19 protein-coding genes are annotated in these 25425 nt (G+C 43.9%); 11 read left to right on the top strand and 8 right to left on the bottom strand.

Features of this window, described 5'->3' with window-relative positions:
* The first annotated feature begins 41 nt into the window (after nt 1-41).
* On the top strand, nt 42-3860 hold the full coding sequence (locus H6F42_RS17335) for a PAS domain-containing protein (protein WP_190400630.1): 3819 nt from the start codon (nt 42-44) through the stop codon (nt 3858-3860).
* A 24-nt stretch (nt 3861-3884) separates the two neighbouring features.
* Here H6F42_RS17335 and H6F42_RS17330 read toward each other — a convergent pair whose 3' ends face one another.
* Nucleotides 3885-4772 carry an MBL fold metallo-hydrolase gene (locus tag H6F42_RS17330; protein WP_190400629.1) on the bottom strand — a complete coding sequence of 296 codons (888 nt, stop codon included), beginning with the start codon at nt 4770-4772 and terminating at the stop codon, nt 3885-3887.
* A gap of 578 nt (nt 4773-5350) precedes the next feature.
* Here H6F42_RS17330 and H6F42_RS17325 point away from each other — a divergent pair.
* A complete protein-coding gene (locus H6F42_RS17325; RefSeq protein WP_190400628.1) occupies nt 5351-7717 on the top strand; it encodes a heavy metal translocating P-type ATPase in 2367 nt (788 codons plus the stop codon).
* A gap of 107 nt (nt 7718-7824) precedes the next feature.
* Here H6F42_RS17325 and H6F42_RS17320 read toward each other — a convergent pair whose 3' ends face one another.
* The 3 genes from H6F42_RS17320 to H6F42_RS17310 all read right to left on the bottom strand — a co-directional run bounded on the left by H6F42_RS17320 (nt 7825) and on the right by H6F42_RS17310 (nt 12562).
* The gene (locus H6F42_RS17320) at nt 7825-10497 is read right to left on the bottom strand and encodes a tetratricopeptide repeat protein (RefSeq protein WP_190400627.1); all 2673 of its coding nucleotides are present in this window, start codon (nt 10495-10497) and stop codon (nt 7825-7827) included.
* A gap of 13 nt (nt 10498-10510) precedes the next feature.
* Nucleotides 10511-11383, bottom strand: coding sequence for a hypothetical protein (locus H6F42_RS17315; RefSeq protein ID WP_190400626.1), 873 nt, complete (start codon nt 11381-11383; stop codon nt 10511-10513).
* Between the two features lie 144 nt (nt 11384-11527).
* Nucleotides 11528-12562 carry a hypothetical protein gene (locus tag H6F42_RS17310; RefSeq protein ID WP_190400625.1) on the bottom strand — a complete coding sequence of 345 codons (1035 nt, stop codon included), beginning with the start codon at nt 12560-12562 and terminating at the stop codon, nt 11528-11530.
* A gap of 524 nt (nt 12563-13086) precedes the next feature.
* Between H6F42_RS17310 and sugE the strand changes: the two genes are divergently transcribed.
* Both sugE and H6F42_RS17300 read left to right on the top strand, forming a co-directional pair.
* Nucleotides 13087-13407, top strand: a complete 321-nt coding sequence (gene sugE / locus H6F42_RS17305) for a quaternary ammonium compound efflux SMR transporter SugE (protein WP_190400624.1) — start codon at nt 13087-13089, stop codon at nt 13405-13407.
* A gap of 22 nt (nt 13408-13429) precedes the next feature.
* Nucleotides 13430-15058, top strand: a complete 1629-nt coding sequence (locus H6F42_RS17300; protein ID WP_190400623.1) for a type II CAAX endopeptidase family protein — start codon at nt 13430-13432, stop codon at nt 15056-15058.
* A gap of 101 nt (nt 15059-15159) precedes the next feature.
* Here the strand turns inward: H6F42_RS17300 and tilS are convergent, their stop codons facing one another.
* Complete coding sequence (gene tilS, locus H6F42_RS17295; RefSeq protein ID WP_190400622.1) at nt 15160-16167, bottom strand: tRNA lysidine(34) synthetase TilS; 1008 nt, start codon at nt 16165-16167, stop codon at nt 15160-15162.
* A gap of 582 nt (nt 16168-16749) precedes the next feature.
* On the opposite strand from tilS, the gene H6F42_RS17290 reads away from it, so the two are divergent.
* Both H6F42_RS17290 and H6F42_RS17285 read left to right on the top strand, forming a co-directional pair.
* Nucleotides 16750-17802, top strand: coding sequence for a hypothetical protein (locus tag H6F42_RS17290; protein WP_190400621.1), 1053 nt, complete (start codon nt 16750-16752; stop codon nt 17800-17802).
* 89 nt (nt 17803-17891) lie between these two features.
* On the top strand, nt 17892-18581 hold the full coding sequence (locus H6F42_RS17285) for a hypothetical protein (RefSeq protein ID WP_190400620.1): 690 nt from the start codon (nt 17892-17894) through the stop codon (nt 18579-18581).
* An 82-nt stretch (nt 18582-18663) separates the two neighbouring features.
* On the opposite strand, the gene tyrS is transcribed toward H6F42_RS17285, so the two are convergent.
* From tyrS to H6F42_RS17270, 3 genes are all read right to left on the bottom strand, one after another.
* Nucleotides 18664-19884: a tyrosine--tRNA ligase gene (tyrS, locus tag H6F42_RS17280; protein WP_190400619.1), complete on the bottom strand. Its 1221-nt coding sequence runs from the start codon at nt 19882-19884 to the stop codon at nt 18664-18666.
* 69 nt (nt 19885-19953) lie between these two features.
* Complete coding sequence (locus H6F42_RS17275; RefSeq protein ID WP_190400618.1) at nt 19954-20865, bottom strand: Rpn family recombination-promoting nuclease/putative transposase; 912 nt, start codon at nt 20863-20865, stop codon at nt 19954-19956.
* A 32-nt stretch (nt 20866-20897) separates the two neighbouring features.
* On the bottom strand, nt 20898-22604 hold the full coding sequence (locus tag H6F42_RS17270) for an ABC transporter ATP-binding protein (protein WP_190400617.1): 1707 nt from the start codon (nt 22602-22604) through the stop codon (nt 20898-20900).
* Between the two features lie 326 nt (nt 22605-22930).
* Between H6F42_RS17270 and rpmE the strand changes: the two genes are divergently transcribed.
* From rpmE to H6F42_RS17245, 5 genes are all read left to right on the top strand, one after another.
* Nucleotides 22931-23158: a 50S ribosomal protein L31 gene (gene rpmE / locus H6F42_RS17265; RefSeq protein ID WP_190400616.1), complete on the top strand. Its 228-nt coding sequence runs from the start codon at nt 22931-22933 to the stop codon at nt 23156-23158.
* Nucleotides 23159-23161: 3 nt separating this feature from the next.
* Complete coding sequence (gene prfA, locus H6F42_RS17260; protein WP_190400615.1) at nt 23162-24268, top strand: peptide chain release factor 1; 1107 nt, start codon at nt 23162-23164, stop codon at nt 24266-24268.
* Nucleotides 24269-24285: 17 nt separating this feature from the next.
* The gene (locus H6F42_RS17255) at nt 24286-24507 is read left to right on the top strand and encodes a DUF2442 domain-containing protein (protein ID WP_190400614.1); all 222 of its coding nucleotides are present in this window, start codon (nt 24286-24288) and stop codon (nt 24505-24507) included.
* Between the two features lie 79 nt (nt 24508-24586).
* Nucleotides 24587-24823 carry a hypothetical protein gene (locus H6F42_RS17250; RefSeq protein ID WP_190400613.1) on the top strand — a complete coding sequence of 79 codons (237 nt, stop codon included), beginning with the start codon at nt 24587-24589 and terminating at the stop codon, nt 24821-24823.
* Nucleotides 24820-25290, top strand: coding sequence for a type II toxin-antitoxin system VapC family toxin (locus H6F42_RS17245; RefSeq protein WP_190400612.1), 471 nt, complete (start codon nt 24820-24822; stop codon nt 25288-25290). Before H6F42_RS17250 ends, H6F42_RS17245 begins: the two co-directional genes overlap by 4 nt.
* Nucleotides 25291-25425 lie beyond the last annotated feature (135 nt).

The raw sequence follows: 25425 nt of genomic DNA, 5'->3' as shown, positions 1-25425 counted from the left end.
GTAGTTCATAGTGGAACAACTAACCGAAGAATTCTTAGCCGATGACTAACAATCTGAATGTCTTAATTGTGGAAGACTTAGAAGATGATGCAATTTTGCTTGTTCTGGAATTACGTCGGAGCGGATTTCAGGTTGACTGGGAAAGGGTAGAAAGCGCCGAAGACTTACAAACAGCACTAACTAAGCGATCGTGGGATTTAGTAATTTCTGCTTATCATTTGCCAAATTTCAGTGCGCCTGAAGCCCTAACCATCCTTAAAAATAGTCCATTTGATTTACCTTTTATTGTTGTTTCAGGAACGATTGGTGAAATCTCCGCCGTTGAACTAATGCGACAAGGCGCTAGTGACTACTTGATGAAGGGGCATTTGATACGGTTGCCTGAGGTGGTGCGGCGGGAACTTCGGGAAGTCCAAATTCGGGCGGAAAGAAAAAGGAATATTTTAGAACTAGATTATGTCAAAGAACGGTTAAGGCTGGCGATCGAAGGATCGGGCATCGGTTTATGGGATTGGCTAGTGCAGGCGGGGGAAGTAGAAATTAACGATCGCTGGGCGGCGATATTAGGCTATAGCCTTGAGGAACTACAGCCTTTAAGCGTTGAGACTTTCCATCACCAAATCCATCCTGAAGACTTTTCAAGGGTGAAAATTACTTTAGAGCAGCATTTTCAGCGAGAAACGAATAGCTATGAATGTGAATTTCGGTTACGTCATAAATTGGGGGGATGGGTATGGGTGCTTAGTAAGGGCAAGGTAGTGAAATGGGATGAGGACGGGAAGCCCTTGCGAATGCTTGGCACAAATTTAGACATTTCGGGGCGCAAGCAAAGCGTCGAAATGTTGACGCAACTCAATGAAACTCTCGAAGAAAGAGTAAAGCAGCGTACCCTTGAGTTAAAGAAAAGCGAAGCTAGCTTAAGAGAAGCCCAACAGATTGCCCATCTAGGTAGTTGGGAATTGAATATTCATACTCATCAAATTGCTTGGTCGTCAGAATTATTTAGAATTTTAGGCTTGGAATCTGATCTGCCTGAACCAAGCTATGAGGAATCGCTAAATTTTTTGGTAGAAGAAGATCGCCCCAAATTTCTTAATCTCATCAATGAAGCAATTCAGTTTCGCGAATCCAAAGAGATCGATGTACAGATTCGGCGGGTTGACGGGTCTATGGGCTATATCTTGTTGAGGGGTAAAGCCTTAGCGAATAGCGAAGGACTAGTCACTCATGTGGTCGGTATTGCCATGGATATTAGCGATCGCAAGCAAGTAGAGCTACAGCGTCAACAGTTATTACAGGAAGTATCTTCCATTAAGCTCGCTCTAGATCAAACTGCGATCGTGGCGATTACCGATAAAAAAGGCACGATCACCTACGCGAACGAGCGCTTTATTGAGATTTCGGGCTACAGCAAAGAGGAACTCCTCGGGCAAACCCATCGCATAGTAAAGTCTGGCTACCATCCCTCTAGCTTTTTTAAAAAACTATGGCGAACCATCTCCAGTGGAGAAATTTGGCGTGGAGAAATTTGTAATCGCCGCAAAAATGGTTCTCTTTATTGGGTCGAGACCGCAATCGTCCCATTTTTAGACTCACAGGGAACTCCATTTCAATACCTCACAATTCGCTTTGATATGACCGCTCGCAAGTTGGCTCAAGCAGCACTACACAAGGAAAATACTTTCCGTCATCAAATTGTGGAAAACATGACGGAGGGGCTATGTGTTTGTCATGAAATTGAGGAATTTCCATTTCTGCGGTTTACGGTTTGGAATCAACAAATGCAGTTGATTACAGGCTATAGCTTATTTGAAATTAATCGCTTTGGATGGGATCAATCTCTTTATCCCACAATCATCTCCTCGCCCCAATTTGAGCCTAACATCCATGCTCTGGAGTTGCAAACCAAGACTGGCGATCGCCCTACCGTGGAAGAGTGGGAAATTAAGCGTAAAGATGGACAAATTCGCAAGGTCTCAATTGCGAGATCGATGCTCTCCAATGAGGAGGGTAAAGCCTATTTACTTTCTTTGATCCAAGATATTACCGATCGCAAGCTCAATGAGTTGAGATTGCAGCAAAAAGTCAACCAAGAAAGTTTACTTACTTCGATCACGCAGCGCATCCGCGCTTCTCTCAACCTCTCCGAAATTCTTAATGCCACGGTCGAAGAAATCCATCAATGCTTACAGACCGATCGCGTGCTGGTCTATCGAGTATTTGCGGGTGGCACAGGATCTGCCATTGCGGAAGCAGTTTCCGCAGGGTGGACGCGAGTTTTAGATATAGCATTTCCAGAGGAAGTATTTCCTGAGATAAATTATGATCGCTATGTTCAAGGTCGCATCTATAGTTTGAACGATAGTCTAGATCCTGAGCAGTATGTTTTACCGTGCTTGATCGAATTTTTACAATCAATTCAAGTTCGAGCTAAATTAGTGGTTCCCATCGTTTTTAATCAAAAGCTTTGGGGACTATTGATTGCCCATCAATGCGATCGCCCGCGTCAATGGCAAAGTGGGGAGATTGATTTGCTCAAGCAAATTGCTACTCAATTGGCGATCGCGATCCAACAATCGATTCTCTATGAGCAGTTACAACAAGAACTTTCTATCCGCCAACAAGCAGAAGCACAACTTACGGAAACTAATCAAAAGCTGGCGATTTCCAATGAAGAACTGATCCGGGCCACCAGACTCAAGGATGAGTTTCTTGCCAACATGAGCCATGAATTGCGAACACCTCTTAATGCGATTTTAGGCATGACCGAAGGATTGCAGGAAGGCGTATTTGGAGTAACCAGCGATCGACAAATCAAGGCTTTGCAAACCATTGAGCGCAGTGGGATGCATTTACTGTCGTTAATTAATGACATCCTAGACGTAGCCAAAATTGAATCAGGTCAAATGACCTTAGATTTAGAGATGACATCGCTACAAATGCTATGTAAATCCAGCATTTCCTTTGTTAAGCAGCAAGCAGACAAGAAATCTATTCAATTAGTTGATAACATTCCTAACGCCTTACCAGATCTGCTCATCGATGAGCGAAAAATGCGCCAAGTTCTGATTAATTTGCTAAATAATGCCGTCAAATTTACCCCCGAAGGAGGGAGGATTATCCTCGAAGTAACGGTTACTCCTAGTTCCGAGCATCTCCCCTCTAGCTATGTGCAGATAGCCGTAATTGATACAGGGATTGGTATTTCTCCAGAGAATATTAATAAACTCTTTCAACCCTTTATCCAAATCGATAGCGCTTTGAATCGTCAATATGTGGGGACTGGGCTAGGGCTTGCCTTAGTGAAAAGACTTACCGAAATGCATGGGGGCAAAATCGGGCTAACGAGTGAGGTGGGTGTGGGCAGTTGTTTTATGGTGCGACTTCCCTATGACGGTCTTCTCAAGCCGGTTAATTCATCCACACCTGAACCACAGATTGCAGATTCCCATGATAGTGATAACGTTACTTTCTCGCCATCTCCACAGCAATTACCTTTAATTCTATTAGCTGAAGATAATGAGGCAAATATTAGTACGATTACTTGTTATTTTGAGGCGAAGGGCTATCGGATGATCTTGGCTCATAACGGAGAAGAAGCGATCGCTATGGCAAAAGAACATCACCCTGACTTAATCTTGATGGATGTGCAAATGCCTGTCTTAGATGGATTAGAGGCAACTCGGCAAATTCGCCACGAACCTGCTTTGGCAAACACGCCCATTATTGCGCTCACGGCTTTAGCGATGACAGGCGATCGCGAAAAATGCCTAGAAGCAGGAGTAAATGATTATTTACCGAAGCCCATCAAGCTCAAAAATCTATCCCGAATGATTCAAAGTTTGTTAAACCAACCTTAGAAATGGCACAGCCATTTCTAAGTTCTAGATTACTTGGACTAAAGGCTTAGCATCGGCGCGAATCGGAATAGAAATACACATACCTTCCTTCGCCATCACCGTACCCGCAAACTTTTCCTTAGCTAATCGACCAACCTCATCTAATTGATCATCACTATGCAAAGGATCATGGTGGAAAATTACAAGGGTTTTGACATTGGCAGCCTCCGCCACCTTAATCGCCTCTTGCCAAGTGGAATGTCCCCAACCCAGTTTTGGCGTTGTACTTGACCAATATTCCTCATCGGAGTAAGTCGCATCTAAAATCAACACATCAGCATTACGCGCCAAATAAACTAAATTATCATCGAGGCGATTTTCAAAATGCTCCGTATCCGTGGCATATACAGCCGAGCGATCGCCACAACTTACTCGATAGCCCGTGGCTTCCCCAGGGTGATTGAGTTCTCCCGCCTCCACTGTAACCCCATGCCCCAAATCCATTACACTCGGCACTTTGACATCAAAGAAATCCATACAAGAACCCATCACTCGCAGTGGTACAGGAAAGTTGGGATGATGCATTTGTTCTTCGAGACGTTCCTGCATCGTTTGTCCCGTGGGCGCAACTTTGCCGTAAATCTTAAACTTATTGCCCTTAACAAAAGCTGGCGTAAAAAAAGGAAATCCCTGAACGTGATCCCAGTGACTATGGGTAAAAAAGATACTCGCTTCTACAGGCATCTGCTTGAGTAAATGCTGTCCTAAGACTCGGATACCCGTTCCCCCATCAAAAATAATACGCTCACCGTGGCAGCGTATTTCTACACAAGGAGTATTGCCTCCATAGCGCACTGTGCTAGGACCTGGGGTGGCTATACTTCCACGTACACCCCAAAAATGAATAGAAAACTCGCTGTCAGAAATGGACATTAGCTAACTCAGTGTCAGAGAATTTTGAACCATTGGGGCAAGTCTAAAAATCTAGTAAATTTTTGACAAGAGTATTGATAAAAATCTCTAAGTTTTTATCTTTTTGTTAATTAGTGCGAATACTCATCGTAAATACTAGTCAGTCGGTAAAGCCTTGCTAAGATTTAGGGTCTGAAGATATTTTGCATAAATTACCTAGATTTAGGGGCTAGGATGAATAGTAGATAACACTATTTTCCTTAACTTAACCGAAATATCTTTAAAGTTTAACAGTCACCTATAGCAATCCTAAATCATTTAGAGAATCTACGTCCTAGGGAGCAAAGTCCTTAAGCATCTTGTCTTGCGACTGATTCATTTGAGATTGCTATCACCCAGAGCAAGAAAATTAGACTAAAGCCAATGCATTTAGACTTTGTATCCGAATAATTACCCAATCTATCAAACTAGATTTGCGTATATGCTAACCCTATGTACTGCTTTGTGGCTATCAGCTTTTAGTACTAGCTGTTTTTTTGCTAAAAAAGTACAGTGGCTGTGTAGCCATAAATGTGGAAATAAATTTGGGAAACAAGTTTGTGACAGTAACTCAATCAGTAGTAGCAACCCCGAAAGTGGAATCTAGCTCCTTGACTCTAGCGATCGCTGGCATGAAATGTGCTGGCTGTGTGGCTGTGGTCGAAAAGCGCCTGCTTGGCTGCAAGGGCGTACTTGCCGCTAGTGTCAATCTATTAACCGAAAAGGCAACGGTGATCTATGGCAATGACCATTCGCCGCAGGAGTTAGCACCACAGTTAATTGAGGCGATCGCCAAGGCGAACTTTCGAGCCACACTGATTGAGAAAGGCGATCGCGCCAAACATTCACCCAAATCTGGGGATGCGTTAACAGGCGCAGCTTTTGCCAAATCTCCCAAACTTTGGTTAGGAATTACGCCCGAATTAGCGATTCCTGCCTTTTTAGTTGGTTTAGCAATCGTGGGGCATGTGGGCTTAATTGGTATCGCTGATTTGCCCTTGATTGGCAATATGTACGCCCATTGGGTAGTCTCGACGATCGCCTTGGGATGGATTGGTCGCCCGATCTGGTGGGATGGCTTGAAATCTCTCTGGTATCGCGCCCCTAACATGAACTCCCTTGTGGGTTTAGGGACAATTTCGGCTTATTTAGCAAGTACGATCGCCCTATTTGTACCCCAATTAAATTGGCAATGCTTTTTTGAAGAACCTGTGATGCTGTTGGGGTTTGTGCTGTTAGGACAAGCTTTGTTAGAAAGAGCCAAGGGCAAAGCCTCGCAAGCAATTCGCGCCTTGATGGAGTTACAGCCTCCTAGCGCCAGATTATTAGTCAATGGTGCGGATGGCGAGATCCAAGTACCGATGGCGGTAGAAGATTTGCAGGTGGGCGATCGCATCGTGGTCTTTCCGGGAGAAAAAATTCCTGTGGATGGCGAAATTATTAGCGGTAGCTCCAGCATTGATGAGTCGATGCTCACAGGCGAATCAATGCCTGTGCATAGACAGGTGGGGGCGCAAGTGACGGGAGCTACTCTCAATTTGACGGGAGCAATGACGATCAAGGTGATTCAAACTGGTTCGGATACGACCTTGGCAAGAATTGTTTCCCTCGTGGAGTCGGCACAGGCGAGCAAAGCCCCAATTCAATTTTTAGCCGATCGCGTGGCGGGATATTTTGCCTATGCGGTCATGGCGATCGCCGCTTTAACCTTTATCGTTTGGTATGGACTACTCCATACAGAATTGATCTTTAGCTTACGCTTAGCGATCGCCGTGCTGGTGGTGGCTTGCCCCTGTGCGCTGGGATTAGCTACGCCGACAGCCATTATGGTGGGGACGGGCTTGGGCGCAGAGCGGGGAATTTTGATTAAGGGCGGCGCAAGTCTGGAAAAGATCGATCAACTTTCGGCGATTGTTTTTGATAAAACGGGGACTTTAACGACAGGCAAGCCAGAGGTAACCGATGTAATCACCAATGATTTATTGGTGTTCGGGCGCACGATGGTCGAGCAAACTACTTTCAAAAGTTTAGGCGATCGCGAAATTCCTGATTCGGCTCGTCGGGTTTTGCAAATTGCTGCGAGTGCGGAGGTGGGCGCAAATCACATTCTCGGCGCAGCTACAATCGCTAAAGCCGAAGATTTAAATTTGGCACTCCTGCCTACCGCTTCTTCGCAAATTGTGATGGGTTGCGGCGTAGAAGCCACACTCAGCAAGGGCGAAAAAATTCTCGTGGGCAATGGTGAATGGTTGGGCGATCGCCTTGTGGTAATTACTGAAGAGATGCAAACGCGATCGCAGCAATTGGCGGAATTAGGCAAGACTCCTATTTTTGTGGCTGTGGATGGTCGGCTATTAGGACTGATTGCCATCCGCGATCGCCTCAAGCCTGAAGCGGCAAATGTAGTACGTCAAATCGAAGCGATGGGTTTACAGGTCTGGATGCTCACAGGCGATCGACAAGAAACGGCGATCGCGATCGCCTCACAGCTAGGCATTCCCCCAGAACGGGCGATCGCCGAAGTCAAGCCCGACGGCAAAGCGGCGGCAATCCAAAACTTATTGGCAAGTGGTCAGCGTGTAGCGATGGTGGGCGATGGCGTGAATGATGCTCCCGCCCTAGCCAGTGCGACGGTTGGCATTGCCCTCAGTTCAGGAACCGATGTGGCAATGGAAACGGCAGATATCGTTTTGATGCGCCATGATATTAGCGATGTCGTCCCTGCGATCGAGCTTAGCCGCGCTACTTTTAGCAAAATTCGCCAAAATTTATTCTGGGCTTTCGCCTATAACACCCTTGCGATTCCCATCGCCGCAGGGATTCTCTATCCTAATTTTGGGATTACCCTCAATCCGACGATCGCTGGTTTAGCGATGGCTCTAAGTTCTGTAAGCGTAGTCCTAAGTTCGCTCTCATTACGAAAATAATTCAACGTTTTGCGCGTTTTATACCAAATAAAGAAATGGCGTAGCCCTTTCTTTATTTAACGGCAGCAATGTACAGAGAGGCGGCGCTTCGCGCCGCCTCTCTGTTGTTATAGACCATTGCCAATAATGAAAAAGGCTGACCAGTAGGCGGGGTGATTAAACTTAGTAGAGCCGATCGCTTTTAGTTGGGCGCTTTGCAAAGTTTCGGAAATAGTCAAATTCCCTTTTTGGAGTTCGCGATAAAAAGCCTCCATAAGAGCCTGCGTGCCGCGATCGTCCACTGACCACAACGAAGCGATCGCTGTTTTTGCGCCTGCTTTTTGGACTTGATAGCCAAAACCTAAAATTTCGACACCATTACCCAGCTTGCCCACCCCTGTCTGACAGGCACTCAAGACAATTAAGTCAATATTTTGTAAAGGCAGAGCTGATATTTCCCCTAAATTGAGAATATCGCCATTGCCAAAGAAGATGCGCGAATTATTGGGGCTACCTGTATTGAATTCGGCATGGGTAGCAAGATGGAGAATATTGTGCTGTTTCAGTCGCGATTCTATGCCTTGGCGACTGAAGGTATTTTCTTCTAGAGCAGTAGAGTTTAGCTGCGATCGCACGATCGCCCGAATCTCATTAATCGTGGCCGGGATGCCATATTGTCCAAACTTCAACTCGCCATTTTTGCCGCCAAAGGCTCCCGCGAGAATACTATGGGCAATTTTAGGCTTCGGACTAAAATCGCTAAGACTATAGGCGATCAGATTACTCACTCGATATCGCTCGATCAGCCAATTTTTGCCATCGTAAAGCGCGGCAAGGGGAATATAACGCAGTTGGCGATCGGGGGCATAGAGAATTGTCTTTGCTTTGGTTGCCACTAAGTCGCCTTCAATTGGCTCGATCAACAGCTTGTAAAGACGATAGCCTGAATCTCTGGCATCCTCAGAGGTGAAATCTTGCAAGTCAGACTTAAAATCTTGAATTAGCTCGCTCAAGTCGGCTTGGGCGATCGCCACGGCGCGATGGATCGGCAAGGAATTAGGAGAAAAGAGAACAATCTCAAGGCGATCGCTAAGGATCATCGGATAGAGCAGCACATGACCTTGAGGCAGCTTTTGCAGGTATTCAGGAACCCTGTTTATTTCAGAATTGGGTAATTGCCGAATTTGGCTTGCTAGACTGCGATTAAGTTCCGCAGTTTTCTCAAAGCTAAGGGTTAATAGGCGATCGCTAACTACTCGCTCTGGTTCTAATATCCGCACCCCTTGCGAAGTGCGATCGTTCCCTTGGATATTTTTGAGATAGTCTTCTAATTCTTGGATTTTGAGCAGATCGAGAATTTGCAGAGCTTCCATGACGCGCCCCTGTTTGACTAGCAAGTCGGCAAGGCGGCGATAACTACCAGCAATGGTGTTGGTATAGGATTGCTGCTCGGTTTTATTGAGATTTTTAATATCTTTGCGGATGGATTCTCTAACATTGACCGCTTGCTTGTAATAGAGAATGGCAAGTTCGAGTTGGTTCTGTTTGGCAAATAAATAACCCAGATTGTCGAAGGAAATACCTTCACCATCACGATCCTTGAGTTTCTTGGCGATCGCTAGGGACTGCTGTTGATAGGCAAAAGCCTTGGCATAATCGCTCAGAGAGGTATAGGCAAAGCCTAAATTGCCAATTACGACCCGTTCGCCAAAGCGATCGCCGATCGCCCGTTTGATTTCTAAAGACTGTTGCTGATAAGCGATCGCCTTGTCAAAGTCTCCCAATTCCCGATAGGCATTACCAAGATTATCTAGTGCGACACCCTCTCCGAGTCGATCTTTAATTTCCCGTAGGATTTTTAAAGCGTTTTGCTGATATTCGATCGCCTTGTTGTAGTTCCCCACCGCAAAGAAAACATTGCCCAGATTGCCTAAGGCGGCTCCCTCACCCAGCCGATCCTTGGTTTGTCGTAAAAGATCTAAAGACTCTTGGTGAAACTTGATTGCCTTGCCATAGTTGCCAAGAGACTTATAGGTATTGCCTAGATTTCCCAAGGCGATGCCTTCACTTTGGCGATTTTTGAGCAATCTGGCGATCGCTAGGGACTCTTGATGAGATTCAAGGGCTTTGCCATAGTTGCCGAGGGCTTTATAGGCAAGCCCCAGATTTCCTAAAGCCATGAATACGGCTTGGCGATCATTGATTTCCCTTGCGATCGCTAGTTCCTGCCCAAAAAGTTCAATCGCGCGTTCGTATTTACCAAGGGTTTCATAGGTGATCGCTAATTTACCTAATACGGCTCCCTCTGCTTGGCGATCGCTGATCTCCTTAGCGATCGCTAGTTCCTGTTGGTAATATTCGAGCGCCTTATTGTAGTTACCAAGTGCATTATAGGCATTACCAAGATTGCCGACAGATATCCCCTCTCCCTTACGGTCTTTAAGTTCTCGGTCAATTGCTAAGGCAAGTTGATGGTAGGCGATCGCTTGGTCATATTTGCCCAGTGCGTCGTTGGCACTACCGATGTTACCGAGGGCTTTGCCTTCACCCTCTTTATCTTTGATGACTCGATAGATCGCCAGAGCTTTTTGCCAAGACTCAATCGCCGCCTCAAACTGGTCGCTACGATATTGTTGTTTACCTAGCTCTAGTAAACGATCTGCTTCAGGGCGTGAGGTTGTCTGTGCGATCGCAGGTATTGCCATCGCGATCGGAGCGATCGCGATGGCGGAGATTGTGAGGATGGCGATTGTAGGGGCGGCGATCGCCGTAATTAGGAGTAATTTTAATCTTGACAGCATAGGAGCTTGGGTTCTAGCGAATGGAGGCTCTTAGCTGGCGAAGATTTTGACCGATCAGTTTGAAGTCTTCGTTTTTAGCAAGATTGGCGACGGCTTTAGGGTTGCTCTTGTCGATGACTTCGTTATAAGCCAAAAGGGCTTTATTCAGCTTATTGGCATCGACTTGGACAGCCGCACGGGTTTGAGCGATAAGGAAATTTTTGTCATCGATGGATTTAGTTTTAATTCCTGTTGCAGTTAGTAATGGGTTATCAAACAAAGCCGTTAGCTTAGTGGAGGGAAGGCTGGCTATGTCAAGATTAGCGAATAATCCACTCAACGCTGCTACTAGCCTCATACAGGCTTGGGGATCGGCTCCAGTACCTGCGAGAGATGCGGCTAGTTCGGCTTGCTCAATCGTTCCCCCCGCCTCCAAAATTGCGGCCGCCGCCGCCGCCGCCGCGAGAGGATCTTGATATTTAGATCGCCTTAATATAAGAGTTTTATCCCCAGCTTTGATGGTGATGTTCTCAGAAGCAACCAGATCCTTATAGATTATTTTCTTATTTTCAAATAACGCTAAAGCAGCATCTAAATTTAAATTACTAGTCTGCAAGCCGAGAATGGTTACCAGCTTGGCAGTATCACTACCACTCTTCAAAATACCTACCAGCGCCTGAGCCGCGTCATTTAAAGCAAGTTGCTGGGCTTCGGTGAGGATGACCGTTTTCTCAAGATAATTATTCTTATAAAGAATACTCAGCCCATTGTTGCCACTAGCCGAACCTGCTAGCCCCTTACTAGGCGACAAAATTTGTGTCGTCTGGGCAAGGGCGGCGATTTGAAAAGCACCCAAGGAAAGGGGAAGTAAACTGAGCGCGATTAGAAAGGGTTTGATTTTAGACATAATTTTGTAGGAAGTAATGAATTGGGCAATGGAGATTCGTCTTCTACCAATTCACGAAAGTGGGACAACACTTTTATGAATTAAAATGCAAACCCTTTAAGGTTTTTAAAACTAAGAATGGCGTAGCCATTTTTAGTTTTGGCACTATTTTGTCGGCAAGAAATTAAACCCATAGCTAACACCAAAAAGTAAAACCCTGCCACCAATCGAATTATCAGTAAGATCTAATCCTGAAATGGAGATGGTGAGAGGAATTGAAGTAACAGGAACGTAGGAAAAACCTAAATTTAAACCCACACCACTCCAAGCTGCCCCTAAGCCTATCTGTGGATGCACCTGTAAACCAACGCCTCCGAATACACCCGTACTCGCATTGCCCCTCCTAAAATTACCGCCACCCGCTCCTAGCGTAAAAGAAATGGGCATCTTATTAAATGAGTCATTGGGCTGCAATAGCGTATAGCTGCTCACCGCCCCATAGGCGGATGAAGGTCTTACCCCTTCATTGCCATACTGAGCAAAGGCATCCCAACCCGCCGCCACTGCTATCTGGGTTGCGCCCTCGCTATAAACTACACGGTGTAACTTCGCATCAAAAGTCCCATTTGAGCCAAAGTTTCGGATGCTACCCATATTGTAGACAACCTCTAGACCGACAGCGTTTCGGGCATCTCCCACACCAAACCCTGTACTGATGCTGCCATCCACTTGACCATCGCGAGACTTACCCGCCGTAGCGATCGCCGCCGAAACAAAGGCATCGCCCCAGCTTGCTCCAAAGGCACTAGGAATGCCAAAACCCAAGCTCGGTGCATTTACCGCAGGGGGCGTAACCGTCGGCAGGGGATCGATCTTGAGATTTTGGCGGAGATTGCTGTCTGATGTCTCTTGCGCTAGGAAAATCGACTTTGGAGAGTTAACTTGAGAGTCTAAACGTAAATATTTCGCCTGATTAACTGCGCTGTCTTCACTTTTTTTCGACACAGGCGCATTTTTGCCGATCGCCTGTTTACTTTGAGTTTTATCAGGGCTTTTATTGGAGACTTTAGTTGGGCTATTTTTAATTTGAGTTTTACTTGGAGTTTTACTTTGAGGCGCAGCATCGACAGCGATCGCACCACCAACTACCACCAAACAAGCGATCGACAATCGCAAGGAAACCTGAAACCAATCCTGCATCGCCACTCCTCACCTCAAATGGTTTTATTGTTTGTTCTTAAAAAATAACGGCAAAGTGCAAAATTATGACGACTCTTTTGCACTTTTGTATAACTATAGCTGTTGCCATTCTTGTTAGGACACAAAACTAGAAGGCTAGTTGCGGCGCTTCGCGCCGCAACTAGCTTCTTAGGTTTTGATTTGTTCTAATGCAAGTGACCACAGATATATATCGAATATCTAGATCGAAGCACGAGTGGGAAAACCTAGAAAGAGCATTTTGTATTGCATTACCAAATTTCACCACCAATACCCAAGCACTAAATAGCTACGCCATTTAGTGCTTTTAAAATCCTTATTGGGTTTAGTTTTTAATTCACGAAAGTGTTGTCCCCCCTTTTGGCTAGCCAATTTTTGCCTTGGCGCTAAGCCGTCCACCTAAAGAACTAAAGCCTTTGCTTCTTCTTTTCCCCATGAGGTTGAGCGGCTTTGCCGCTCAACCTCATGGGATTTTGGCTATAGTTGATGAAAAATTGAGTGAAATAATGGATTGGATTTATTTAATTATTGCAGGACTATTGGAAGTCATCTGGGCAAGCAACCTCAAATATACCGATGGCTTCACTAAACCCATTCCAAGCCTCATCACCCTTTCCACCCTTACCGCCAGTTTTATTCTGCTTGCTCAAGCCCTCAAGACCTTGCCCGTCGGCACAGGCTATGCCGTTTGGACAGGTATTGGCGTAGTTGGCACAGCGATCGTTGGTTCCCTCTGGCTGGGAGAACCCAAAGACTTACCGCGATTTATTTTTATTGGTCTAATCGTCTTAGGAATTGCGGGTTTGCGATTTACAGGATCGAAATGATAGGATGAGCGATGCCTAAGCCATGCCGCCATCTACCTATAAAAGAATGGATTCTAAGCCGTTGAGTGATAAATCTTTGAATGCTAAATCATTGTTACTAAGCATTCTCAGCTTATTGTCTATTTTATTTATTGTGCTGACTTTGCAAGCCAGTTGGAACAATCCTCAAGAACAAACCAAATTAGATTTATTGCAAACGGACTTGATCCTGCAAGCATCGCAAGTACAGGATCAAGCTCCCAATAACGCGACGGATGATCTCCTCCGTAATCTCATTGGCGATGCCAAGCCGCAAAATATCTATACTCAAGCTCTCGGTAGTTATCAAGAAGTCCTCAAAGCCAATAAGTCAGTATTAACTCGCCTCGATCGCCTATCTCAATCCTCAGATAACGACACCGAAGATTCTCTCCTTATCACCAAACAAAGGAAAAAGAAACAGGGTAGCATCAGTGAAATTAGCGTTCGCATGGGTTTGCTGCAAGTGCAAACTGGCGATCTGCAAGGGGCGATCGCCACATGGAATAGTGTTAGCGATCTAGAGGGAGAGACGATGTCTACTCATGGGCTAACGGCAAAAATTCTCAAAGGGCTATGGTCAGAACCAGTCCTCCTCTTTCCCAATGCCGAACCTCAACTTCGCCGTACCCTTGATGGTTGGTATCGTAAGTTAGCTCTATCAAAACTCTACGAATCTCAACAAAGAAATGAAAAAATCCCAGAAATAGAACAGCAGTTTCAAATAGAAGTCAATGCAGCCCTTAATCGTCTCCTGATTGTTAACTCTATTCCTCTTGCTGGGGGCGGTATGGGCATTTTGGTTTGGCTAGGACTACTAATTCAATGGATTTTCTTTCGCAAAGCTTCTCCTTTTTATAATCCCTCTAAAAATGAATCAGCAAATAAATTAGATCAAACTGCTCCTCTCACTCAATGGCAAGTACCTTGGGGAATTGATAAAACTTGGGAAGTGATGGTTCTCTGGTTTTCGGCTTTTTGTCTAGTTACCCAGTTAGTTTTACCCCTACTTTTTGAACTATTGGGCTTACAGTCCCGCGCCACTGAAGACTTCACTTTACAATCTCTCTTAGTTCTAATTCCCTATGTGTTGTCGGTTTTACCAATGCTGCCGATCTTGCAAGCCAGCCTATCCGCTTATCAACCCTTGCCCGATCGCTGGTTTAGCTTTCAACTCTTTCCACCCACATGGTTAGGATGGGGCATTTTAGGATATTTTGCGGCGGTTCCTCTAGTTCTATTAGTTTCCGTAATTAGCCAAAAATTTTTGCATGGTCAAGGGGGGGGCAATCCCTTATTACCGATCCTCGTGGATAGTCAAAATAATTTACCAAAATTTATCCTCTGGACAACTTTGGCGATCGCTGCACCCTTTTTTGAAGAATATTTGTTTCGAGGATTTTTGCTACCTTCGCTCACCAAGTCTTTACCTGTGTGGGGCGCGATCTCTTTAAGTGGATTTCTCTTTGCTCTCGCTCACTTAAATATTGCGGATATTATCCCACTTACGGTTTTAGGCATGGTGATGGGTTTTGTCTATTGGCGATCGGGTAATCTCTTATCCTCAATGCTTTTACATTGCCTCTGGAACAGTGGCAGCTTTTTCGCCTTGATCGCTCTGGGCGGCAAATAATCCCCAAACCAAAGAATCCCAAATTTTTGATAGAGAGGCTTCGCCTCGCCATCAAAAATTTGGTTCTTTGGTTTGGGCGCAAAGCATTGGAAGTCTTGGTCTCAAGCTTCGGGGATGTTAAGAATAATCCAAGGATGCTCCACATAAGCCGTAATATTGCCCTTAAAAGGTGCGCTTTGCGATCGGTTTTGGGCGGTGAATAATGCTAAAAATCTCTCTATATCCTCAAAATTAACCTGATGCATTAAATAGCAACCTAGAAATTGCCGCACAATTCTTCTTTGCAAAGCCAAGGGTTGCTCTAGCAAAAGCTGTCGATGCAATCGCGGAGAGCGATCGCTCCAAAACACCGATATCTCATCCTCAAAAAATTTACGCGCCTGTGACTCTAAATACATCACATCCCCATGTAAAAGTTCCGAGGTTTGGGCGATCGCCACTTCTAACTGCGGATTAAAATTGGCTTGCAAATAGGGAATCGTCTCCAACCGTAGGCGATTACGCCGATAGTCCAGATTTTGATTAGTGCTATCCTCCCAAATCGAGATCTGATTCTCGCGACAAAATTCGGCAGTATCCCGACGGCTGACATTGAGTAAAGGACGTACTAATTTAATTTTGTCCGTTAGCGATCGCTGCCAATTCAAAGAGGCTAAACCATCTGCCCCACTGCCGCGCATTAAGTTATACAACAAAGTTTCCACGCGATCGCTACGAGTGTGTCCAGTCACCACGTATTCACAATTATAAATATCTGCCATTTCTCCTAGCATGGCATAGCGCCATTCCCTCGCCATCGCCTCACTTTTGGGGGCAATTTCCGCTTTTCTTAAACAAAAATTAAGATCCCAATTACTCGCAATTTGGCGGACATGCTCAGCATTAGCAATCGAATCATCTCGCCACTGATGATCACAATGAGCAATTGTCAAACGCCAGTTAAATTTAACCTGTTGCATCCGCAACAAACTGGCTAAACATAAAGAATCTTGTCCTCCTGAAACTGCAACTAAAAGACTTGTGTTAGCAGGCAATAAATTATGAGGTGATCGTAAAACTGCATTTAACTCAGCCCGTAATTTCTTAGTAAAGGGTTTACCAAAGCTCAATATCTACCTCCCGTGCCTAATAATCTATGATTAAGTACCAATAGACTGTAAAACTATTCGCTTAACTAGTTTGACGATATAAATTTGGGGCTATTAAATTAATTATCAATACCTTTTAAAGATTACTGAGTAAGGATTTCAATTATTCCCAACTATTTTCTAAAGTAGGATTGAAATATGATTAGAAATAGTTATGATTAAACGATTGTAATATTTTAAGATTGTCAACTTGTTTGCTTACTTTTAGCCCCTATAAGTTAATTCGAGTTTTTTATTTTGAGACTTATTGTTATTGCTTTATAAGGATTTAAATAGTCTCAGAATCCGCAAGTTTAAAGGTTTGAATGAAGTTTACATGCTCAAACCCTTCTATTCCAAGTTAAATAGCAGTTAAAATTACCAATTAAGTCACTATAGACAATATAAAGCAGTTAATAAGACTTTAAGCTTAAAGGTGTACGTGCTACAGTAAAAATAGGGTATATTGTTTCACTAAGAAACAATCGCAATTCTGAAGTCTTAATTCAAAGTCAAAAGTACACAATTTCAGCAAAGTTAGCTTGTGGGTGAGGATTACAATAAATGTTAAAGAAAGTCTCTAGTATAAAGACTTTATTACTAGCACTTGCTAGTGGTATCGTTGGTCTTGGTGGAATTGGGCAAGTTAGTGAGGTAGCAGCTCAGTCTACTGTTGCTGAAAATAAGACTAGTATCTCTGCTAAAGATTTACAGAAATCTCAGCCCAGCATTTCCGATATTCCCTTATCTTTTAAGACCAGTTCGTCAATCAATATATCTACCAAGACCGATGAAAATCTTGTAGATATTGCCAAGTCAGCAGATCCAGTTATCGCTCAGTCGGGTACTTCAACATCAACCTCTCCTGACATTCTTCGCAATCAATTATTGATTCGCCCGATCAACACTCAGACTCAAAACGTCTTCATTAAGCGCATCTACACACCCTCGTTAAATGCGGGTACTCCTGTTGGTTTCGGTCTAGAAACAGGTGATGCCTTTATTGGTGTATTTGGTTCTACTGCTGGTAAGCAAAGAGACACCGTTGATGGCAGCATCTCGGTAGGTACTGGTTTAGGTAATGCTAGCCAATACTTTGCGGTTGAAGGTGTCTTCAACATGACTAGTATTCGTAATTTTGGCTCTAACGGCTCCTTTGACTTGAAGGTTCACCGTCTGGTGTATGAAGATTTCTACAGACAGGTAGGGGTTGCAGTTGGTTGGACAAACTTTGCTAACTATGGTCGTGATGCGGGTGGGGTTAGATCCTCAGTATATGGCGCTGCTACTATCTCCCAGTTGACCGATCCTGATAACTTGGATAGCCCTAAACCTCTAATTGCAACTGTTGGTGTTGGTGGTGGTGTGTATCGCAAATCTACCAGTAGAGATGGTGTTGGAATTTTTGCTAACCTTGGCTATCAATTCGATCCTCAGTGGGGCGTTAGTACCGCGTGGTCTGGTCAAGGTTTGAACTTTGGTTTAGGTTTCTTACCCGATCCTACAGTTCCTCTTAACTTGACCTTGACTTACTCTGATGTCACCAATAATAGTGACGCTGGGACTCAGGTTATATTTGGAATCAGCTACGGCTTCAACTATTCAGGTCGCAAGTAACTGATATTTTCATGACAATCTAGCATCTAACCAAAGCTATAGATGCTAGATTTCGGTAAATCAAACTGTCACACAACTCAGACAACTTTATGAAAAAAATAATCTTCCCAATTCTTGCTTCGGCTCTGTGCTTTACAGGTAGTTTGCCAGCTTTTGCGGGTCAAGCAAATCTGGGTGGTTCTAATCTGGGAGGAACCTTTGGTAACTCTGACAACATTCGTGTGTTTGACAATATGTCAAGGCTCAAGGTGTTTATTACCATTGAAGGACAAAGGCTCATTCTTGGTGAACTTAATGCCAACAGCTTACCAATTTTAAATCCCTTAGCTCAAAGCAATCCAGCTATCCAAGACTTTGTGTTCTTGTTAACTGGAGATAAAGGCAAAGTCAGCTTTAACAGCCCTGAAATCCAGAAATCTCAATCAAGCTTAATCGCTAAACTAACAAGTTTGGGTCTGGACTTAAGTGATGGCAGACCAGCAAGACAATTGGTTACAGCTCTAACTTTATTGATTCCTTTTGGGAACAACGCTACACCATCCGAAACCATTGGAGTTGCGGCGGTTGATGGGACTAAATTTTTCCAAGCCATTACTGCTTGGAATCAATTAATTGATGGTCTTGTCATCACTTCTCAAGGTACAGGACCTGATGCAGTTAAAGCTCGTGCAATCATCAATGCTTTATTGCAAGATGATACAGCTAAATCTATCAGAGAAACTCTAGCAGCATTAAGAGCACAACTTAAGGATAGAGAGCGGAAGGAAGACGACAAGTAATATAGGAATCAATATTTCTAGTATTTTTTAAAATAGGTGTGAGAAACCAAGTTTCTCACACCTATTTTTTAGCTTGTATTATTTACTGCAAAAGGATTGTCAATCGTAGAAATTTTTTCTTGCCGACTTGTAAGACCTTACCTGATAATTCTTCAACATTGGCAAAGGTGCGATCGCCTAATTTTTCCCCATCAAGCTTCACCGCACCATTTTTGATTTGGCTTTGGGCTTCACTGTTACTTTTGCAGAGTCCCGAAGCCTTAACTAGATAATGCAAAGGCGCAGGAAAATTAATTTGAGCGAGGTCAAATTCAGGAATATCACCAAGATCGGTAGTATTACCTGCCAGCACAATTTTTTCAGCATCCTGTTGAGCTTGTAGTGCTGCTTCAGGACTATGGTATTGACCAACGATCGCTAAAGCTAGTTGTTTTTGCTTTTCGCGAGCATTTTCGGGGAGAGTGGCAAGATCAATATCCGTAAGTAGCTCGAAATATTTGTCAACTAGAGCATCGGGAACTTTTTCGAGTTTAGAATACATACTCAATGGCTCGTCGGTAAGCCCAACATAGTTGCCAAGGGATTTAGACATTTTTTGAACGCCATCTAACCCGACCAGTAAGGGCAGCAGTAGTCCAAACTGTGCTGGCTTACCTTGACGATTGGAGTCTTTAAGTTGCAGGTCGCGCCCGACCAGAATATTAAACTTTTGATCAGTACCGCCTAGCTCCACATCGGAGTCGATCGCTACGGAGTCATAACCTTGCAAAAGTGGATAGAGAAATTCATGTAGGTAAATAGGATTGCCTTTGTCGTAGCGATCGCTAAAGCCTTCTTTGGCGAACATCTGACCGACAGTCATACTTGCCTGTAAGTTGATAATTTGCTGCAAATCAAGTTTATTTAACCATTCGCCATTACGACGCAACTCGAAGCGATCGCTAGAAAAGTCCAGAATCTTCTTAGCCTGATCGAGATAGGTTTCAGCATTGTAAGCAACTTCTTCAGGTGTGAGACGGGGACGCGCCTCTGAGCGACCTGTGGGATCACCGATTTGAGCAGTGAAGTCACCAATGATTAAGACTGCTTTATGTCCTGCATCTTGAAATTGACGTAATTTTCGCAGGGCTACTGTATGTCCGAGGTGCAGATCAGGACGGGTGGGATCAATACCTAGTTTAATACGAAGGGGGCGATCGCTCTTTTGGATGCGATCGCGCAAGTTGTCAGATTCGCTATTAGGAAATATTTCGACAACGCCTCTTTCTAAAAGGGTCGCTAAATTGGGTTGGCTTTGAGACATTCTAAAAAGTTACTTAAAATTTTTGTTAACTATAAATTTGTGAAATCACAAGGTTTTAATCATACTACGCTAAAGGTTTGAGGCTTTTAAAGCTTCTAACTCCGCGATCGATAAACCAGTAATTTGACAAATCGTGCGATCGTCTACAAGATTCAACATTTTTCTAGCCATTTCAAGCGTACTTTGCTGAATACCTTGTTGAATACCTTGTTGAATACCTTGTTGGATACCTTGCTGAATGCCTTGTTGAAGACCGTCCTTGATAGCTTTAGTGATCGCACCACGCTGATCTTGAATAAAGATCTCACTTTTTTCTTGATCTTCTAATTCATCAAGGGTGAGATTTGCCTGATTAGCGATATAAAAAGCTTTTTTGATTTCGGGAACTGCCCCTATGACTTCAGGAACTTCAGACAGAGATCGCGCTTGATTAAGAAAATAAAGCCACTTATCGACAATATTTTTTAGCTCTGGCAACTGCTTTTTAAACTTTGGCAATTCTACAAAGATTAGTTCAATGTCATAAATGGGGTAGTCGATGAGATAGTCTTTTTCTTTAAGAATAAATCTTGAGATGACGTTACCAAGTTCGGAGAACATCACAAAATCGGTAATTGTCAGAGCTATGACTGGATTAAGAAGATTGTAGCTTTGGGCTGAGGTAAGTTGCGTGGAATAGGACTTGGCAGCATTGTACAAAATCCGCTTTTCAAAGCCTTCTACGTTTAAGACTTGCATCTCAATGATCACAGTGCGATCGCTACCATCAGTTTCTTTAATTCTGGCTTTGATATCGAGATAGGTATCCTTAACGCCGCGAATTTTTGGTGCTAGGTAAGGATTTAGGATTTCTAAATCTTGAATGACGGGCTGCTCTTCATAAATTAGGGCATTGAGAAAGCTGATCAAAATATCTTTGCTATCTTCGGAGCCGAAGATTTTTTTGAAAGCAAAATCTATTTTAGGGTTAATGAAGATCATGGCAAATTACCGTTACACAACATTAGGAGCCTTTAGCCTATAGTATCAAATTGGCGAGAATGTAGCTGAGCATAACGTCCTGATTTTTGCAGCAATTCATCATGGGTTCCCGATTCGACGATTTGACCTTGTTCTAACACGATAATGCGATCGCTATTTCTAATCGTCGCTAAGCGGTGCGCGATGATGAATACTGTGCGTCCTTCCATTAAGCGCTGTAAGGCTTCTTGGACAAGGCTTTCTGACTCAGTATCGAGAGCAGAAGTCGCTTCATCAAGGATCAAGATTTTAGGATTATGGAGAACGGCTCTAGCGATGGAAATTCTCTGACGCTGACCGCCTGAGAGATTTACTCCTCTTTCTCCTACCCAAGTATCGTAACCTTGCGGAAGTTCCATAATGAAGTCATGGGCATTGGCAATTTTTGCCGCATTCTCCACTGCTTGGGCATCATAATCTTTCTGACCAAATGCGATGTTAGAGGCAATGGTTCCTGAGAAGAGAATATTTTCTTGGGGAACGAGAGCTAATTGATTACGAAGGCTTTTAATTTGGACATCGCGAATGTCATAGCCATCAATAAGAATTTGTCCAGAGTTGACATCATGAAAGCGCATTAGCAAATTCATTAATGTGGATTTCCCAGCCCCTGATGCACCAACTAAAGCGATCGCTTCGCCTTTATTAGCTATCAGATTGATGTCCGTAAGAACTGAGCGATCGCTTTGATAATGGAAGCCAACGTTAATATATTCGACTTTGCCTGTGACTTCAGGAAGGGCGATCGCGTTAGGCTTTTCAGTGACGACAGGCTGAATTTCAAACATCTCGAAAATACGATCAACAGAAGCTTCCGCTTGCTTGAGTTCGTTGTAGCTATTGGTGGTATTCGCGATCGGGTCAATTAGTAGCGCTACCCCTGCCCCAAAAGCAACAAACTGCTCTGGCTTGAGCCAGTTGTTAGAGATTAGCCAACCTCCTAATAAAAACAAAAAGCAGATTCCTGCGGCTTCCAAAAAGCCAACTACGGGGTATTGAATCGCTCGGACGCGATCGGCAGCATATTTACGGCGGCTATTTTGTTCTGATTCCTCTTTAAATCTCTCGATTTCATAGGATTCGGTGGCAAAAGCACGAACAAGGCGAATGCCGCTAAAGGTTTCGGATAAGAGGGCGGCGAGATTAGAAACTTGGTCTTGACTGCGGCGGCTGAGGCTCAACATGCGATCGCCAAACCATGCAATTAACAAAGCAATCAAAGGCGCAACCGCCAGAGTGGTCAGCGTCAAAATCCAATTCAAATAGATCATGTACGCCAATACAAAAATCAATTGCAATACTGACGGCACAAATTGATGAAAAAATTTGCCGATAACTTCGCCAATGCGATCAATATCTTCGGTGAGGCGATAGGACAAGTCCCCAGTGCGCGATTCGGCAAAATAGTCCAAATCAAGGGTTTGCAAATGGCTATACACATCAACGCGCAGATCCCTTGCTGCGTTTAGCGCCGCTTGCGCCATCATGGAGTCCTGCCCATACTGACCCAAGCCTCGAAATACAAACATGACTACAGTGAAAGCAGCAATCTGCAAAATGGCGTTGACATCACCTTTGCCTAGAGCCTGTGCGACGCGCCCCAATAATTCTGCAAGCAAAGGCATCGTGCCAATAAAAACTAAAGTGCATAAAAATGCTTTAGCAATCAGAAAACGTTGCGGATAAACGTAATCTCGCATTTGCCAATAGGAAGACCGCTTTGAAGATCGTTGTTTCAAACTTGTAGCTCAATTGTTTGCAATTCATCACTGTTAAGTCTCTCACTTTCCCGCCTATTTCAAGCAATTTCCCATCAAACGAACGCCGAGAAATTTTTTAAAAGCCTTATCTTGCAAAGCTTTTAAAAAATTTCTCGACGTTCAGGTTTAGCTGCAAAGCGATGTAAGGGCTTTGCCATAAGTACAAAAAATATTGCAAAACAGCATTTTAAAATTTAGATATTTCTAATTGTTAGCTTCTGTGTTAGTCTAGAAAAGCTTAATTTTTGATTTTTATAGCTAAGACTATGCCTAAAGCTGGAATTCACCCCAAGTGGTATCCCGAAGCAAAAGTAATTTGCAACGGCGAAGTAGTAGCAACCATTGGTTCTACTCATCCTGAAATTAATGTTGACGTATGGTCGGGCAATCACCCCTTCTATACAGGTACACAAAAGATTATTGACACTGAAGGTCGTGTAGAGCGCTTCTTGCGTAAATACGGCATGTTTGATGAAAACGCTAAAGACGCATAAAAAATGCCTGCTGCTTATCTAATTAAGAAACTTCAATCGGTTGAACAAACCTTCAATGAACTGACTCGTCGGATGGGTGATCCTGACGTGGCGACCGATCACGGCGAGTTTCAGCGCATTGCTAAGGTGCGTGCTTCTCTCGAAGAAACGGTTTTGACCTATGAGGCTTTTCGTAAAGCAGATCAGGACTATAAGGAAGCGCAAGAAATCTTCAAGGAGTCCCATGATCCTGAGTTTAAGGAGATGGCAGGGCTAGAAGTTGCAGATTTAGCAGCTAAATTGGAATATTTAGAGCAGAAATTACAGATTCTCCTCTTGCCCCAAGATCCTAATGATGACAAAAACATCATGTTGGAAATTCGTGCGGGGACGGGTGGCGATGAGGCTGGCATCTGGGCGGGTGACTTGGTGCGTCTATACACACGCTACGCAGAGCGTCAAGGCTGGCGAGTCAAGATGGTCAGTGAAACCCTCGCGGAAATGGGTGGCTTTAAAGAAGCCATCATTGAGGTACAGGGCGATCGCGTTTATAGCAAGCTTAAGTTCGAGTCAGGTGTGCATCGGGTGCAACGTGTACCTGCTACTGAGTCGCAAGGGCGGGTGCATACTTCAACGGCTACGGTAGCAGTGATGCCTGAAGTAGATGCGGTTGAGGTACATATCGATCCAAAAGATATTGAAATGTCCACCGCAAGATCGGGTGGTGCTGGTGGTCAAAACGTAAACAAGGTGGAAACAGCCGCCGACCTATTCCACAAACCAACGGGAATTAGAATTTTTTGTACTGAGGAGCGATCGCAGTTACAAAATAAAGAGCGAGCGATGCAGATTTTACGCGCTAAGCTCTATGAAATAAAATTGCGTGAACAGCAAGCCGAAATTACCTCAATGCGGCGATCGCAGGTCGGCACAGGTTCTCGCTCTGAAAAAATTCGCACTTACAATTACAAAGACAGCCGCTTAACCGAGCATCGTCTGGGGCAAAACTTTACTTTGCCTCCAATTTTAGAAGGCGATCTGGAAGAAGTAATTCAAAGCTGTATCTCGAAGGATCAGCAAGAGCGTTTGCAAGAATTAGCGATCGCGACAGGTGATGATCTAGTTTCTTAAAAACGGTAAGTAATGATGTGACTACGGAAGCGAAAGACCAACTAATTGCTGAGGCAAGAGTGATAGGCGATCGCTTATTAGTTCTTAGCTGTTCTATGGAAAAGTTAGAGGTTCCTTTTGATTCCTTGCCAACATTAAAGGGAGTGGCTACTAGGGAACGTAGTAACTTTACTATTGATAATGATGGTAGCTGTCTTTATTGGGAAGATGCAGACACGCATGAGCAGATTTTAGTCTAAGCTTGGAAGTGAGCATTTCGTGGGATCGGTTAAACTGATATCGATGGTTGATAGCTTGATAATCTTTGGAGGATTTGAAATGCTTGCCGATAAAATTTTGCGGGTTTCGCCTGAAACATTTCGGAATAGGTTAAAGAGTTATCCTGATTGGGAAAAGCCTACTCAGGTAAGTCTGGCTATGAAGTTTTTGGAGAAAAGAAGACAAAGGCTGGCTCAAATGTCTGAAGTAGATATTCAAGACGCGGAGCTTGCTTTTGAACGTTTTAAGGTAAGCATTAATAGCGATCGCCCTGATGATGCAAAGCTTTACCTATGATCGTCTTTTTAGATTCAGGGGTAATTGGATTACTGTCTAATCCTAATAAGCGCGATCAAGTTCTTGCCTGTGAAAATTGGTTGTACGGCTTGTTGGCTAAGGGTGTATATATTGTTAGTTCAGATATTTGCGATTATGAAGTAAGGCGAAATCTGGTACTTGAATCGATGCGTTTTGAGAAGCGATCGCAACCATTAGCAGCTTTAGATGAGTTGCATGAGTTTGTTGAATTTTTGCCAGTTACGCCACAGGTTTTGATTACGGCTTCGGATATTTGGGCAAAGTCGCGTTTACAGGGGCAAGCGATGGCAAATGCTATAAGTATTGATGCTGATGCGATTATTTGCGCTCATTGGGAGTTGTTGAAGGAAGAGTTTCCTAGTCGTTATGTGGTGGTGGCTACGACTAATGTTAGGCATTTATCGCGCTTTACGGAAGCGTTTGAGTGGGAGTCTATTCAGTTGTAAGAATTTTATTTATCTAGTAATATAGCAATCCTAAATGATTTGTGGAAAAATAGAGAAGAAGAAATCAAAGCAAAGACTTGGAAGAATTAACTGAATTTATAGAGAGTAACCCCAAGAGTAAGGAACTCAAAAGAG

Source organism: Pseudanabaena sp. FACHB-1998 (genome assembly GCF_014696355.1).
GTDB lineage: Bacteria > Cyanobacteriota > Cyanobacteriia > Pseudanabaenales > Pseudanabaenaceae > Pseudanabaena.
This window is presented reverse-complemented; position numbering and strand designations above follow the sequence as displayed.